Genomic DNA, 14,481 nt, shown 5'->3' with positions numbered 1-14,481 from the left:
GATTCAGGGGGTACGGCGATGAGCGAGGACTGGCGGGGCGCCTGGACCACGGCGCTGGACGAACTCGAGATGGACGTGGCCGCGGTCGAGGCGATGCTGGCCGACGAGCGCCGGCACGCCGAGAACCCGCCGGCCAGCCTCTGGAAGCCGCCGACCGAGCTCGGCGCGCTGCCGCTGGAGCTCAAGCCGCGCGCCGACGAGATCCTCACCCGGCAGCTCGCCGCGGCCGAGGAGATCGCCCGCCGGCTCACCGCCACCCGGCGGCAGGAGGCGGTCACCTCCCGGATCGAGACCGGCGAGGCGGTCAAGCGCCCCATCTATCTCGATTGCGCGATGTAGGACTGATAACCAGGGAAAGGCCCCGGAACCCGGCAGCGGGTTCCGGGGCCTTTCTGTGTGCAACCTCGCAGCAACCGTCTGACGCTCAGCGGATCGCCGGGTAGGCCGAACAGCCTGGTACGAGCAACGGATTGCTCACCGAGCTGCCACGGAACGGCGACGGAACGAGCCACTCGAGGAGTTGCCGTGTTCGACGACATCGCCACCTCAGCACTGCGCGTCGCGGTCTCCGGCCTGGCCGCACGCCAGACCGCCATCGCCAACAACATCGCGAACGTCGAGACCCCCGGCTACCGGGCCCGTAAGGTCAAGTTCGAGGAGGCCCTGCAGGGCGCCGTCGCCCGCGGCCAGTCGCCGCTCGGCATCACGCCGTCCGAGGAGACCTCGCTCGAGCCCACCCGGCTCAACGGCAACAACGTGAACCTCGACGAGGAGACGCTCCAGCACATCGACACGACGATGCGCTACCAGCTGACCATCCGGGCCATCGACGGCAAGTACAGCCTGCTGCGCGACGCGATCAAGGGAGCCTGAGGATGAGCATCTTCAACGCCATCGGTGTCGCGGGCACCGGCGTCACCGTCTACCGCAAGTGGCTGGACGCCGTCTCCGACAACATCGCGAACATGAACACCACCAGCCGCACCTCGGAGAACGCGTTCCAGGCCCGCTACGTGGAGGCCCGGGAGGCGCAGGACGGGAACGGCGCCGAGGTGGCCGGGGTCCAGTTCGGCAGCGCCGAGGGGATCCTGACGTACGCGCCGGACGACCCGCTCGCCGACGCACAGGGCTACGTCCGCAAACCGGACATCGACATGGGCAGCCAGATGGCCCAGATGATGATGGCCCAGCGGTCGTACCAGGCCAACCTCTCCGTCGTCGACCGCGCCCGGGACGCGTACTCCGCGGCCATCAACCTCGGGAAGTGATCTGAATGACCCCCATCAGCGGGATCAGTTCGTTGTCCGGCCTGAGCGGAATCTCCGGAATCTCCGGAATATCAGGACTGGACGAGGGGGTCGGCGGCACCAAGGCCGCGACCGGCCCGAACACCGACTTCGCCGGGATGCTCGCCAAGGGCATCGAGAACGTCCAGGCCTCCCAGTCCAAGGCCAGCGACCTCGCCACCCAGGTGGCGAACGGCTCGCTCCAGGATCCGGCCCAGTACACGATGGCCTCGACCGAAGCCTCTCTCGGACTCCAGCTGACCATGGCCGTACGCAACAAGGCCGTGGAAGCCTTCCAAGAGATCATGAGGATGCAGGCCTGACATGACTGACCGCCTTCCCGCACCGGTACGCCGCATCACGGACACCTTCAAGTCCTTCACGCCGGGACAGAAGGCTGTCACCCTCTTCGCGGTCATCGCCATCATCGTCGGCGGCTACTTCTTCGCCACGTGGGCCTCGAAGCCGTCGTATGCGACGCTCTTCAACAACCTGTCGACCAAGGACGCCAGTGCGATCGTCGAGTCCCTGCAGAAGACCGGGACGCCGTACGAGCTGGCCAACGACGGTCAGACCATCCTGGTGCCGCAGGACAAGGTGAACGACCTGCGGCTCCAGCTCTCCGGCGAGGGCCTGCCCAATGACGAGGGCACCGGCTACTCGCTCCTCGACCAGCAGGGCATCACCACCAGCGACTTCATGCAGCACGCGAACTACCAGCGCGCGCTGGAGGGTGAGCTCGCCAAGACCATCAAGTCCATCGACGGCGTCGAGGCGGCCACCGTGCACCTCGTCCTGCCGCAGAAGGACGTCTTCGCCGACACCGACGCCAAGCCCACCGCGTCGGTGCTCGTCGCGTCCAAGTCCACCACCCCGCTCTCCCCCGACCAGGTGCAGTCGATCGTGCACCTGGTCGCCTCCAGCGTCGAGGGCCTGGACCCGACCGAGGTCACCGTGGCCGGCGCGGACGGCAAGATCCTCTCCACCGGCGGCGGCGCGGCCGTGGCGACCGGCGGGGACGGCGGCGCCGACTCGCAGACCGTGGCCTTCCAGAACCGGATGAACAGCGCGCTCCAGCAGATGCTGGACCGGCTGGTCGGTCCCGGGCACGCGGTGGTCACCACCACGGCCGACCTGGACTTCGACCAGACCGAGACGGACAGCAAGCAGTACAGCTCCGACCCGTCGCTGCCGTCGCTCTCGGAGACGTCCAGCTCGGAGACGTACAGCGGTAGCGGCACCGGCTCCGGCGGCGTCCTCGGCCCGGACAACATCCAGGTCCCGAACGGCTCCGGATCCAACGGCCAGTACGCCAACAAGAACGACGCCCGGCAGAACGCGCTCAACGAGGTACACGAGGTGCGGCGCAAGGCACCCGGCAGCATCCGCCGGCTCAACGTGGCGGTCCTGCTGGACAGCACCACCGCCGGCGCGGTCGACGCCACCCAGGTCCAGCAACTGATCAGCTCGGCGGCCGGCATCGACGCCACCCGCGGCGACACCATCGCGGTCAGCGCCATGCCGTTCGACAACACCGCCGCGCAGGCCGCGCAGGCCGAGCTCACCCAGGCCGCCGCGGACGAGACGCAGGCCAAGCAGCTCACGCTGATCAAGACGGGCGCGCTGGCGTTCGTGGTCCTGGTACTGATCTTCCTGGCGTGGCGGGCGAGCCGGAGGGCTAAGAAGCGGCAGCAGCTCACCGAAGAGGAGCGTAGGCACCTCGAGGAGATGCAGGCCGCCCTGGAAGCGCAGCGGCAGGCCGAGATCGAGGCCACCCAGGCGATGGGCGCCATGGGCATGCTCGAAGCGGGGATGCCCGGCATGGTGCCGGACCCGACCGACGAGGCACGCGAGGAACGGCACCGGGAGATCGAGACGATGGTCAAGGAGAAGCCGGAGGAGATGGCCACCCTCCTGCGGAGCTGGATGTCCGCGGACTCCACCCGCTGACGGCCATAGACAGAGGGCGCCCCCACAGCAGCAAAGACGGTCCGAGGAGTCCGCGTTGACCACACCCGCGCTCACCACGCTCTCGATGACGGGCGTACGCAAGGCCGCGATCATGCTGGTCCAGTTCGGCAAGGAACAATCCGCGCAGGTGCTGGCCAGCATGACCGAGAAGGAGGTCGAGGCCCTCTCCGCCGAGGTGGCACGGCTGGGCAAGCTGGACCCCGTCCAGGTCGGCGACGTGATGGACGAGTTCTACGCCATGGCGACCACCCGGTACGCCGGATCCGGCGGCATGGACTACGCCCGCGAGTTGCTGGAGGCGTCGCTCGGCAAGGAGCGGGCGGCGCTGATCCTGGACCGGCTCGAGGCATCGATGAACGACATCCCGTTCAACTTCCTCAGCCACGCCGATCCGCGGCAGCTCCTCTCCTACGTCCAGTACGAGCATCCGCAGACCATCGCGCTCGTGCTGGCCCACATCCCGGCCGGGCTCGCATCGTCGATCCTGGCCGGTCTGCCGTTGGAGGTGCAGACCGAGGTCGCGCACCGGATCGCGATCATGGACCGCACCTCGCCGGACATCATCCGGCAGGTGGAGAGCGCCCTGCAGCGCAAGCTCTCCAGCGTGCTCCAGCCGGACGAGCTCTCCACGGTCGGCGGACTCACGCCGCTGGTCGAGATCATCAACCGGGCGGACCGGACCACCGAGCGGCTCATCCTGGAGGCCCTGGAGGCGCGCAGCCCCGAGCTGGCCGAGGAGATCCGGCGGCGGATGTTCATGTTCGAGGACATCATCAACCTGGAGGACCGGGCGGTTCAGCTGGTCCTGCGCCAGGTGGAGCCGGCCGACCTGGCGACCGCGCTCAAGGGCGTGCCCGACACGGTGCGCGACAAGGTCACCAAGAACCTCTCCGAGCGCGGCCGGGAGAACCTGCTCGAGGAGATCGACCTGCTCGGCCCGGTCAAGGTCAAGATGGTCGAGGAGTCGCAGGCCAAGATCGTCAGCGTCATCCGCAGCCTGGAGGACTCCGGCCAGATCGAGATCCAGCGTGGTGGCGAAGCCGATGAGCTCATCGCCTGAGCGGCCGGTGATCCGCGGGGCGGTGGCCGACAGCGCCACCGCCGCCCGGTTCAGCGTCGACCTGCGCCAGCCCGACCCGAACGACCCCGAACTGCTGGAACAGGCCCGCCTCGCGGCCCGGACCACCGGGTACGCCGAGGGCTGGGCCCAGGGCAAACGGGAGGCCACCGAGGCCGCCGAGAACGCCGCGGACCGCGCGCACGCCGCCGAGGAGGCACACGAGCAACGCCGCTCGGCCGCTCTCGCCCAGGCGGTGAACGCGCTCGGCCGAGCCGTCACCGAACTGGAGACCCAGCTCACGCCGACCTTCACCGAGCTCCAGGAGGTCGTGCTCGCCGGCGCGTTCGAGCTGGCCGAGGCGATCGTCGGGCGAAACCTGGCGGACGACCCGGACCGCGGCCGCGACGCGCTGCGCCGGGCGATGAGCGCCGCACCGGAGAACGGCGACGTCGCGGTGAGCCTGCACCCGGCGGACTTCCAGATCCTGGTCGGCGAGAACGAGAACACCTTCGACTACCAGGGCCGGCGGATCACCCTGCACTCCGACCCCGCCCTGAACCCCGGTGACGCGATCGCCCGGACCGGCACCGCGACCGTGGACGCGACCATCGCCGCGGCGATCGCCCGGGCCCGGGAAGCCCTGCGGATATGACCGACGTCTACCAGCGCCGCATGCAGTCCGCACTCCTCGCCGCCCGCCCGGTGGTCAGCGGCCGGGTGACCGGCGCGGTCGGGCTCCGGCTCACCGTCAGCGGTCTGGAGGCCAAGGTCGGCGACCTGCTCAAAATCGGTCACGGCGCCGGCGAGATGCTCGCCGAAGTAGCCGCGCTGGACGGCGAGAAACTCTCCTGCCTGCCGCTCGGCCCGCTCGCCGGTATCGGCGCCGGCGACCCGGCGGTCAGCACCGGCGGCCCGCTGCGCATCGCGGTCGGCCCGGACCTGCGCGGCCGCATCCTGGACGGGCTGGGCCGCCCGATGGACGACGGGCCGTCCCTGCGCGGCGAGTACGTCGGCATCGAGGCGGCGCCCCCGTCGGCGATGGAGCGCCAGCTGATCGACCGGCAGATGAGCTTGGGCGTACGGGTCCTCGACACGCTGGTCCCGTGCGGCCGTGGTCAGCGCATCGGCATCTTCGCCGGCTCCGGCGTCGGCAAGTCCACCCTGATGAGCATGATCACTCGCGGCACCTCGGCCGAGATCAACGTGGTCGCCCTGGTCGGCGAGCGCGGCCGCGAGGTCCGCGAGTTCATCGAGCACGACCTGGGCCCGGAAGGGCTGGCCCGCTCGGTGGTGGTGATCGCCACCTCGGACGCCCCGCCGCTGGTCCGCCTCCGGGCCGGTTCGGTGGCCACCCGGATCGCCGAGTACTACCGCGACGAGGGCGCCGACGTCCTGCTGATGATGGACAGCGTCACCCGCGCCGCGATGGCCCAGCGCGAGGTCGGCCTCTCGGTCGGCGAGCCGCCCGCCACCCGCGGCTATCCCCCGTCGGTCTTCGCCATGCTCGCCTCGCTGCTGGAACGCGCCGGGCCGGGCGCCCGGGGCAGCATCACCGGCCTCTACACCGTGCTGGTCGAGGGCGACGACCACAACGAGCCGATCGCCGACGCGGCCCGCTCGATCCTGGACGGGCACATCGTCCTGGACCGCAAGCTCGCCACCGCCGGGCACTTCCCCAGCATCCAGGCCCTCGACTCGATCTCCCGGGTAGCCAACAAGATCGTCTCGAAGGAGCGGCGCTCGGACGCCACCGAGCTCCGCCGCCTGATGGCTGCCCATCGGGAGGTTCGGGAACTCGTGGAGATCGGCGCCTATGTGCCGGGGACCAATCCCGAGGCCGACCGGGCCAATGCGGCGTGGCCGCAGATCTCCGCGTTCCTCCGACAGGATCTCGACGAGCGGCTGGACGCGGATCAGGCGTGGGCCGCCCTCCGCGCTCTCGTCGCCGCCACATAACACTGCCCGCGTGGGGATTCCCGCGCCGCAGCGAACCCTCAATCCCCACACCCGGCGCTCGCCCGCCCGGGTCGCCGGGGCGTCGGCCGCTGTCCGGTATCGCCCCGCTCCGGGCACATACCCTGCGAGGCTCGGGGCGGCATGCGCACCCGAACGGCACGGAAGGGGCGACACACGCACCCGAACGGCACGGGAGGGGTGCCGGGTGCGCACGATCAAGCGTGGAGTGGGCCGGTGGGCGTACACGATCCGCGAGTGTGTGCTTGCGCAGCCGTCATAGGGGCGCCGGAACGACTCGATCGGCGGTCGGGGACTCCTTCCGCCCCGGCTGGCCATGATCGTGAGCACGGACCGTCCGCGACGCTCGGCCGGCGACGTGGACGGCCCGCGCCTGATCCACCCGGAGTCCGGCTCGCAGGTCACTCAAGAAGAAACGCACCCCCACCGCGATGCATCCGTTGTGATGCATCTGTTGCGATGCATCACGATTGATGCATCACGATTGATGCATCACGATTGATGCGTTCGGTGCCGGGACGGGGGTGGGAGAGCCTGCCGGGAGCGCGTGGTGGCGTACCGGAGAAAGGGGTTGGGAAATGGGCCGGGTGCAAGCAGGGTGCAGGGGCTCAGGGGAATGGCGGGCGGGCCGAAGCCCATAGATGAGGGACCCGCAGCGCCTCAGGCGTCGCGGACCCCCGCTGCCAGGACGGCAGAGCTGGGCCCGCCATGGACGGCTGGGAAGTGGCCGGAGATGAGACAGCCCCGCTAGGAGGCCCCCGTTGAACCGACTGTTCCGACTCGCTCCGGTACTGCGTGCACGGAAGGCGCAGGAGGATGCGGCAAAGGGTGAGGTCATCCAGTCGCGCGCGGAGATCCGTGAGGCGCAGGCGCTGGTGAAACGGCGCAGGCTCGACCTGGTCGGTGCGGACGCGCCCTCCGAGGGGTCGGCGCGGGCGATGGTGGCGGCGCTGGTCGCCCGGCAGTCGCTGGCGGCCAGTGTGTTCGGCGCGGAGCGGATGGCCGCCGACGCCGAGGACCGGGAGCAGGAGAAGGTCGCCGCGCTGAACGACGCCGCGAAGCGCCGCCGGGCGGTGGAGATGCTCGCGGACCGGCACGCCGCGCTGGTGAAGGCCCACGAGCTCCGCATCGATCAGGCGAACCTCGACGAGCTCGCGGTCACGTCCAAGGCACGCAACGCGGCCCGGAGCGGTGAGGCCGACGACGCGAAGCGGGGTCAATGATGAGCATGATGGGAGTCAGCGGGGTGATCGCCCGCATCTCGGAGCTGAAGGAGCAGCTCGGACTCAACCCGCAGCCACCGGCCACCGATCCGGCCGGCGGGTCGACGTTCGCCTCGGCCCTCGCCGACGCCACCGGCGGGGCGGGCCGGACCGGCTCGGCCACCGGGAGCGCCAGGAGCGGTTCGGAGGTGGTCGAGGCCGCGAAGAAATATCTGGGTACGCCGTACGTCTTCGGTGGCACCGACCCGGACAAGGGCCTGGACTGCTCCGGCCTGGTGCAGCAGGTCTACGAGGACCTCGGGGTGAAGCTCCCGCGCAACTCGTGGCAGCAGGCGACCGCCGGGCGCCCGGTGGCGAGCCTGGCCGACGCGAAGCCGGGTGACGTGCTCGCGTTCGACGCCCCGGTCGACCATGTGGCGATCTACATCGGCGACGACAAGATGATCGCGGCGCCGAAGCCGGGCGACCACGTCAAGATCCAGTCGGTGTACGAGAAACCGACCCACATCCGCCGGATCCTCGACGACGTGCCCACCGCCGCCGTGCAGGACATGTCGTCGTTGCGTCCCGCCGGACTGCGTGGCGCGGCGGCGGGCGGGCTCGCCGGTGTGCCGTACGCGGACCTGTTCATGCAGGCCGGCGCGAAGCACAACGTGTCGCCGAAGCTGCTGGCCGCGGTCGCGAAGGTGGAGTCCGGGTACGACCCCAAGGCCGTCAGCAAGGTCGGCGCCCAGGGCCTGATGCAGCTGATGCCGAGCACCGCGCGCGGGCTGGGCGTGGACGACGCGTTCGACCCGGCGCAGGCCGTGGACGGCGCCGCGAAGATGCTGCACGGCCTGCTGAAGGAGTTCAAGACGGTGCCGCTGGCGCTGGCCGCGTACAACGCGGGCGGCGGTGCGGTGCACAAGTACGGCGGCATCCCGCCGTTCGAGGAGACCCAGGCCTACGTGCCGAAGGTCCAGAAGGCGCTCGCCGCGCTCGGCGGCTGAACCCGCAGTACCACCCCACCGGAGCAGGGAGGAGCCGCGCATCATGCCGCGTTCCGTCACGGGACCGGAGCACCGGCCCACCACCGAGATCACCCGCCGTCCCGGCGGGCGCCGCGACGAGGGCACGACGGACTTCGGGTCGGCCCTCTCCGCCGAGCTGGACCGGCCCGACCCCGGGGAGGCCGAGGAGACTCGGCAGAAACGGCAGCATACGCCGGATCTCCAGCCGAAGGCGGCGGAGACGCAGCGCCGCTCGGCGCAGACGCGACAGCATCCGGCGGAGCCCCGGAACCAGGCCGCCTCCGAGATCCGCGAGCACGTGGCGGAGGCCCGGCAGCAGGCTGCGGACTCGCGCAACCGGGCCGCGGCGGACCGGCAGCAGGCCGCCGGCATGCGCAAGAGCCTGGACCGCGCGGCAGCCGACCGCGCGGCAGCCGACCGGGCCGCGGCGACCGGCCGGGCGTCGGCGAAGGCCGCCACCGACCGGCTCACGGCGGACCGGGCGGCGGCGGACCGGGCCGCAGCCGATCGAGCCGCTGACCGGGAGGACGACCGTGGCCCGACCGGCCGGGACGACCGGACCGACCGGGTCGGCGACCGGAAGAAGCCGGTCAAGGCCCAGGCACACGACACGCAGCAGCAGGCCGAGACCAAGCCGGCCGAGGCCACCGACGCGACCGGCACCGACGGCGGCGACACGACGAGCACCGACGAGGTGACGGCCACCGACGAGAAGGCCACGCCCGCGGACCCGGCGACCGCGGCGATGGCCACCGCGGCGACCACTCAGCCGCTGGTCAAGGCCGAGACGACGGGGCGGGAACCGACCCCGGACACCGCGAAGGCGGCGAAGAAGGCGGCGGTGCCGACCGTCGACGGCGTGTCACCGGCCGCCGGGAAGCAGGAGGCGGCCCCGGCGCAGGACGCCGCCACGGCCACGGCCACGGCGGCAACGACGACCACGGCGACCACGGCGGCGCCGGAGGCCGAGGCGGCCACCACCGAGCAGGCCGTCCCGGGCCCGAAAGCCGGCGACCAGGCACCGAGATCACTGAAGCCCGCCGAGACACCGGGCGCTCCGTTGGCCCAGGCTCCCGGGGCCGCGGTCGGTGCCGCCCAGCCCCGGCCCGCCTGGCTGACCGGCGCCGCGAACCCCACCGCCGAACCCACCGCGGAGGCGACGAAGGCGGTCACCGGCGAGAACGCCGCCGCGACCGCGACAGCCACCGCACCGGCCACCGAGGCGAAGCCGGCCACGGCCGGGCGGGAGGCGCCGCCGTCCGACGCGCCGCCACCGGCGGTCACCCCGCAGGGCGCCGACGCCGGAAGCTCCGGCGCCGGTCAGGGCTCCGGGAGCGGGTCCGGTACGCCCGGGACACCCGGTACGCCCGCCGTCACGCGTACGCCGGAGAACGCACCCACCGAGATGCCCACCGCCGTCGCGGGCCTGGCCGGGGTGAGCGGGCCGCAGGCGACCGCGCCCGCCGCTCCGGTCGCACCCACCGCGGCCGCCCCGCCGCCCGCACCCGCTCTGCCCACGCCCCCGGCCGAGCAGCTCGCGATGCGGATCACGCCGCTGCGCCTGGACCCGGACGGCATCCACCGGCTCACCGTCCAGCTGCACCCTGTCGACCTGGGCCCGGTGCAGGTGGTGGCGGAGATCCGCAACGGCGACATCAACCTGCAGATCACCGGCACCACCGACGCGGGCACCGAGGCGCTCCAGGCCGGTCTCGACGACCTGCGGCGCGAGCTGGAGGACTCCGGTTTCGGCAGCTGCACGCTGGACCTGCGCCAGGGGACCGCTCAGGAGCAGGCACGGCAGCAGTTCGGTGCGCCGGGCGGGCCGGGCCGGCGGCCGGGCGCACCCGGCGGCGAGAACGAGCGGAACACCCCGGAGCCCGCCCCGGTGACCACCCGCCGGATCAACCCGGCCGGGCGCTTCGACACCCACGCCTAGGCGTGGACGAATGAGCTCTGGTCCTGTTCGCACAGGACCAGAGCTCATTTCTTGTCCGGTCCGTCCATCGGCTCGGGCGTGACCGGTGTGCCGTGCTCCTCGGTGGTGGTCCCGTACCCGGCGGTCAGGAAACGGAAGCCGGCCATCAGGAGCGCCGCGATCGGCACCGCGATCAGGAACCGGAGTAGCACCTGGGTCAGGTCGAGCTCGTCGACGACCAGGCGGTACCACGCCGGCAGACTGATCAGCAGCGCGAAGAGCAGGACGGACGGGCGGATCATCGCCGGCTGCTACGACCGGCCCGGCGTGGCGAGGAGGCCGCCGGCATCACCTCGGCGGCGATCCGCGCGCAGAGCATCGCGGCCCAGGCATGCGGGGTGGCCGGCTTGCCGTCCAGCGAGAAGATCGGCACGTCCAGGCCGAGCACCGACGCCGGATCCGAGGTGAGCTCCACGCTGTGCACCACGAGCGCCTCGACGTCGCCGAGGTTGCGCAGGTGCCGGGTGGAGTCCGCGGTCTTGCGGGTGGCGTCGACGACGGCCCAGAGCGCGGTGGCGCCGAGTGCGTCGCACATGTCGTTCACCCAGAACGGGTCGGTCCCCCCGACCGGCGCGTCGATCACCACGATGGTCGGCTGGTCCGCGCTCTGCAGCTTGTCGGCGCGCGACTCGGCCGCGCTCCGGCTGGAGATCAGCCGCGACGAGTGCAGACCGGTGCCGGCCGTGGACGGTCCGGCCAGCAGCAGGTGGGTCTGGTCCACGCGGATCTGCTCGAGCAGCGACTTGGCGATCGGCACCGCCGTGTGCACCTCACCGGCGATCACCAGGATCTCCCCCGGTCCGTCCGGGATACCCGGTGCGGCGGGCCGGGCGGCGAGCACGCTGAGCACCCCGGCGTACGTGTCCCCGCCGGTGATCTGGCGGGCCATCTCCTCCGGCATGCCGACCGTGATCAGGTTCCGCTGCACCGGGTCGAGGTCGCCGGCCTTGACCACGGCGACACGCGGCGGTGCCGGCTTCGGCGCGGGAGCGGGCGGGGCGGGAGCCGGAGCGGGTGGGGCCGCGGCGGCGGGCGAGACCGGCGCCGGGGAGACCGGGGCGGACTGTTCGTCCAGCCCGTACGCCTCGGCTGCCGAGCGGATCGGCGCGACCGTCGGCCGGGCGGCCGCCCGGGACGGTGCCGGGGCGGGCTCGGCGGGCCGCAGCGGAGCGCCCGGCGCCGGGCGGGCCGCGGCGGGCGAGACCGGCGCGGCGGGCGGTGGCTTCGGCCGTCCGGGTGCGGCCGGCAGACCCCGGTTGACCGGCGCCTCACTCGCCGAGGCCGGGTGGAACGGGCGTACCGACTGCGCGTCGTCGCCACGGATCGGCTCGGCTATCCGCCCGGCCGGCGCCGGCGGCGTGAGCCGCCCGGTCGGCGCGGGCGAGGTGGGCCGTCCGGTCGGTGCGGGCGACGTCGGCCGCCCGGTCGGCGGTGGCGAGGTCGGCTCGACCCGGCGGAACTCGGCGGGACGGGCGGCCGGCCGGTGGGGGCGCCCGGTCGTCTCGCCGAGGTGCCCGGCCACGTCCAGCCCGGCCATCAGCTCGGCGAACGCCGCACCGGTGTCCCCGGCCCCGGCCTCCCGGCTGTGCGCCCGGGCCCTCGGGTCCGGGCCCGGTGGCTCACCGGTGAACCGGTCCTGCGACTCGGCCTGTTCGAGCAGGCGTTCCAGAGTGTTCGTTGTGCTCGGAGCGACGGTCTGTTGCGCCATGTCCTCACTGTCCTCGCTGGGATCCGGTACCTCGACGGAGAGCTCGTAGTGCTGCTTCGCGAAGAAGCCTCCGATGCCACCGCTTCGTACCTTGTCGGCGGAGATGATCCGGACGCGCGAGCCGTACTCGTCACGTACCTGAGCCAGAAGCGGCTCGATGGCCGGTCCCTCAAGCAGCACCCGCGTAGGCACCGTTCACCACCCCTATCGTCTCGATCTGTGCGGTGGAACCAGAGATCTCGCTGTACGACAGCACCTGCACCCGGCGGGAACCGGCCCGCAACAGTCGCATCAGTGGCAGCCGCAGCTGTGGGGAGCAGGCCAGGACCGGGTTGAGGCCCTGCTGCTCGGCGGTCTCGGAGAGACGGCTCGCCTCGCTGACGATCGCCTCGGCACGCATGCCGTCGATCGCCATGAAGGTGCCGGTCTCACTGGGCCGGAGTGACTCGAGCAGACCCTGCTCGAGCATCGGGTCGAGGGTGATGACGGTCAGCCGGCCGGCGGTCGCGTACTGGGCGGCGATGGCCGGGCCCAGAGCGCCGCGCGCGGCCTCGACGAGACCGTCGTGGTCGACAGAGACCTTGGCGCGCAACGACAGCGCCTCGAAGATCCGGACCAGGTCGCGGATCGGCACGCCCTCGTCGAGCATCGCCTGCAGCACCTTCTGGATCTGGCCGAGGCTGAGCTGGCCCGGGGTCAGCTCCTCGACCACGACCGGGTGGGTGCGCTTGACCATCTCGGTGAGGGCCCGTACGTCCTCGCGGCCCAGCAGCCGGCTGGCGTTGTTCCGGACCACCTCGGCCAGGTGCGTGATGATCACGGAGGCCCGGTCGACCACCGTCGCGCCGGAGAGTTCGGCCTGGTAGTGCAGCTCGGCCGGGACCCACTTGCCGGCCAGCCCGAAGACCGGCTCGACCCCGGCCCGGCCGGGCAGCGCCTGCAGGCCGTCGCCGATCGCGAGCACCGTGCCGGGCGGCGCCTGTCCGGAGCCCGCGTCGACGCCGGAGATCCGGATCGCGTACGAGGAGAGCGGCAGGTCCAGGTCGTCCCGGGTACGCACCGGCGGCATGATCACGCCGAGCTCCATGGCCATCTTGCGGCGCAGGGCGCGTACCCGGTCGAGCAGGTCCCCGCTGGCCTTGTCGACCAGGTCGACCAGGTCCGGGGCGAGGGCCAGCTCCAGCGGGTCGATCCGCATCTCGCCGAGCAGCTGCTCGGGCGAGTCCGCGGCGGGCATCTCGACCGCCTCGGGGACCGTGACGGCCTCCTCGATGACCGGCTCCTTGATCTTCTGGGCGATCGCCAGTACGGCCACCCCGACCAGTAGGAACGGAATCTTGGGCAGGCCCGGGATGACGCAGAGGGCGAGTGCCGCGCCGCCGCCGATGCGCAGCGCGAGCTTGTTCTGGCCGAGCTGGGCGGTGACGCTCTGGCCCATGTCGCCGGAGGTGGCCGAGCGGGTCACGATCAGACCGGTGGCGACCGAGAGCAGCAGCGCGGGCACCTGGGAGACCAGGCCGTCGCCGATGCTCAGCATGCTGAACTGGTTCATCGCGTCGACCGGCGCCAGGCCGTGCTGGACGACGCCGACCGCGAACCCGCCGATCAGGTTGATCAGGGTGATGATGATGGCGGCGACCGCGTCGCCCTTGACGAACTTGGAGCCGCCGTCCATCGCGCCGTAGAACTCAGCCTCGGCGGCGACCTCGGCCCGGCGCTTCTTCGCCACCGGCTCGTCGATCAGGCCGGCGTTCAGGTCGGCGTCGATCGCCATCTGCTTACCGGGCATCGCGTCGAGGGTGAACCGGGCGCCGACCTCGGCGACCCGCTCGGCACCCTTGGTCACCACGATCATCTGGACGATCACCAGGATCGAGAAGATCACCAGGCCGATGACCAGGTTGCCGCCGACGACGAAACTGCCGAACGCGTGGATCACCTTGCCGGCGTCGCCGTCCCGCAGGACCAGGCGGGTCGCGCTGATGTTGAGGGCGAGCCGGAAGAGCGTCATCACCAGCAGCAGCGCGGGGAAGACCGCGAAGTCCAGCGGCTTCTCGACGAACATGCTGGTCAGCAGCACCAGCAGGGCGACCGTGATGTTGAGCGCGATCAGCAGATCAAGCAGGAAGGTCGGCAGAGGGACGACCATCATGATGATGATGCCGATGACCCCGATGGGTACGGCGAACTTGCTGATGCTCAGGTTCTTCACGGCACCTTCCAGGCAGGAGCGGTCCGATGGCCATCCGGGCCCAGCCGTCGCCTTCCTGG

At 71.7% G+C, this 14,481-nt stretch carries 14 protein-coding genes; 11 read left to right on the top strand and 3 right to left on the bottom strand.

Going from position 1 to position 14,481, the window contains the following annotated elements:
* Window positions 1-18 precede the first annotated feature (18 nt).
* The 11 genes from AB0M08_RS14225 (at window position 19) to AB0M08_RS14175 (ending at window position 10,463) form a co-directional block, all read left to right on the top strand.
* On the top strand, window positions 19-339 hold the full coding sequence (locus tag AB0M08_RS14225; protein WP_364492527.1) for a hypothetical protein: 321 nt from the start codon (window positions 19-21) through the stop codon (window positions 337-339).
* 186 nt (window positions 340-525) lie between these two features.
* On the top strand, window positions 526-873 hold the full coding sequence (gene flgB / locus AB0M08_RS14220) for a flagellar basal body rod protein FlgB (RefSeq protein WP_364492526.1): 348 nt from the start codon (window positions 526-528) through the stop codon (window positions 871-873).
* A 2-nt stretch (window positions 874-875) separates the two neighbouring features.
* On the top strand, window positions 876-1,268 hold the full coding sequence (locus AB0M08_RS14215; protein ID WP_364492525.1) for a flagellar basal body rod C-terminal domain-containing protein: 393 nt from the start codon (window positions 876-878) through the stop codon (window positions 1,266-1,268).
* A 5-nt stretch (window positions 1,269-1,273) separates the two neighbouring features.
* Window positions 1,274-1,609, top strand: coding sequence for a flagellar hook-basal body complex protein FliE (gene fliE / locus AB0M08_RS14210; protein ID WP_364492524.1), 336 nt, complete (start codon window positions 1,274-1,276; stop codon window positions 1,607-1,609).
* 1 nt (window position 1,610) lies between these two features.
* On the top strand, window positions 1,611-3,236 hold the full coding sequence (gene fliF, locus AB0M08_RS14205) for a flagellar basal-body MS-ring/collar protein FliF (RefSeq protein ID WP_364492523.1): 1,626 nt from the start codon (window positions 1,611-1,613) through the stop codon (window positions 3,234-3,236).
* Between the two features lie 55 nt (window positions 3,237-3,291).
* Complete coding sequence (fliG, locus tag AB0M08_RS14200) at window positions 3,292-4,317, top strand: flagellar motor switch protein FliG (RefSeq protein ID WP_364492522.1); 1,026 nt, start codon at window positions 3,292-3,294, stop codon at window positions 4,315-4,317.
* Window positions 4,301-4,969: a FliH/SctL family protein gene (locus AB0M08_RS14195; RefSeq protein ID WP_364492521.1), complete on the top strand. Its 669-nt coding sequence runs from the start codon at window positions 4,301-4,303 to the stop codon at window positions 4,967-4,969. The genes fliG and AB0M08_RS14195 overlap by 17 nt, the downstream gene beginning before the upstream one ends.
* Complete coding sequence (locus AB0M08_RS14190; RefSeq protein ID WP_364492520.1) at window positions 4,966-6,273, top strand: FliI/YscN family ATPase; 1,308 nt, start codon at window positions 4,966-4,968, stop codon at window positions 6,271-6,273. Before AB0M08_RS14195 ends, AB0M08_RS14190 begins: the two co-directional genes overlap by 4 nt.
* Before the next feature lie 779 nt (window positions 6,274-7,052).
* A complete protein-coding gene (locus AB0M08_RS14185; protein ID WP_364492519.1) occupies window positions 7,053-7,514 on the top strand; it encodes a cell envelope biogenesis protein TolA in 462 nt (153 codons plus the stop codon).
* A 5-nt stretch (window positions 7,515-7,519) separates the two neighbouring features.
* Window positions 7,520-8,503, top strand: a complete 984-nt coding sequence (locus tag AB0M08_RS14180; RefSeq protein WP_364492518.1) for a transglycosylase SLT domain-containing protein — start codon at window positions 7,520-7,522, stop codon at window positions 8,501-8,503.
* 43 nt (window positions 8,504-8,546) lie between these two features.
* Window positions 8,547-10,463, top strand: a complete 1,917-nt coding sequence (locus AB0M08_RS14175) for a flagellar hook-length control protein FliK (RefSeq protein WP_364492517.1) — start codon at window positions 8,547-8,549, stop codon at window positions 10,461-10,463.
* 44 nt (window positions 10,464-10,507) lie between these two features.
* On the opposite strand, the gene AB0M08_RS14170 is transcribed toward AB0M08_RS14175, so the two are convergent.
* The 3 genes from AB0M08_RS14170 to AB0M08_RS14160 are packed head-to-tail and all read right to left on the bottom strand — an operon-like array spanning window position 10,508 to window position 14,422.
* On the bottom strand, window positions 10,508-10,744 hold the full coding sequence (locus tag AB0M08_RS14170; RefSeq protein WP_364492516.1) for a hypothetical protein: 237 nt from the start codon (window positions 10,742-10,744) through the stop codon (window positions 10,508-10,510).
* Complete coding sequence (locus AB0M08_RS14165) at window positions 10,741-12,390, bottom strand: hypothetical protein (protein WP_364492515.1); 1,650 nt, start codon at window positions 12,388-12,390, stop codon at window positions 10,741-10,743. The genes AB0M08_RS14170 and AB0M08_RS14165 overlap by 4 nt, the downstream gene beginning before the upstream one ends.
* Entirely contained in the window at window positions 12,380-14,422 is a 2,043-nt protein-coding gene (locus AB0M08_RS14160; protein WP_364492514.1) for a flagellar biosynthesis protein FlhA, read from the bottom strand. Before AB0M08_RS14160 ends, AB0M08_RS14165 begins: the two co-directional genes overlap by 11 nt.
* Window positions 14,423-14,481 lie beyond the last annotated feature (59 nt).

This window comes from Actinoplanes sp. NPDC051851 (assembly GCF_040681165.1).
Lineage (GTDB): Bacteria > Actinomycetota > Actinomycetes > Mycobacteriales > Micromonosporaceae > Actinoplanes.
Note: the sequence above shows the minus strand (reverse complement) of the source record. Positions and strands in the feature narration are given on the sequence as shown.

Excerpts from the sequence above, each read along its gene's own strand:
- AB0M08_RS14175 (WP_364492517.1), top strand. The coding sequence starts at position 8,547 with ATGCCGCGTTCCGTCACGGGACCGGAGCACCGGCCCACCACCGAGATC.
- AB0M08_RS14225 (WP_364492527.1), top strand. The coding sequence starts at position 19 with ATGAGCGAGGACTGGCGGGGCGCCTGGACCACGGCGCTGGACGAACTC.
- AB0M08_RS14180 (WP_364492518.1), top strand. The coding sequence starts at position 7,520 with ATGATGGGAGTCAGCGGGGTGATCGCCCGCATCTCGGAGCTGAAGGAG.
- AB0M08_RS14170 (WP_364492516.1), bottom strand. The coding sequence starts at position 10,744 with ATGATCCGCCCGTCCGTCCTGCTCTTCGCGCTGCTGATCAGTCTGCCG.
- fliE (WP_364492524.1), top strand. The coding sequence starts at position 1,274 with ATGACCCCCATCAGCGGGATCAGTTCGTTGTCCGGCCTGAGCGGAATC.
- AB0M08_RS14195 (WP_364492521.1), top strand. The coding sequence starts at position 4,301 with ATGAGCTCATCGCCTGAGCGGCCGGTGATCCGCGGGGCGGTGGCCGAC.
- fliF (WP_364492523.1), top strand. The coding sequence starts at position 1,611 with ATGACTGACCGCCTTCCCGCACCGGTACGCCGCATCACGGACACCTTC.
- AB0M08_RS14215 (WP_364492525.1), top strand. The coding sequence starts at position 876 with ATGAGCATCTTCAACGCCATCGGTGTCGCGGGCACCGGCGTCACCGTC.
- AB0M08_RS14190 (WP_364492520.1), top strand. The coding sequence starts at position 4,966 with ATGACCGACGTCTACCAGCGCCGCATGCAGTCCGCACTCCTCGCCGCC.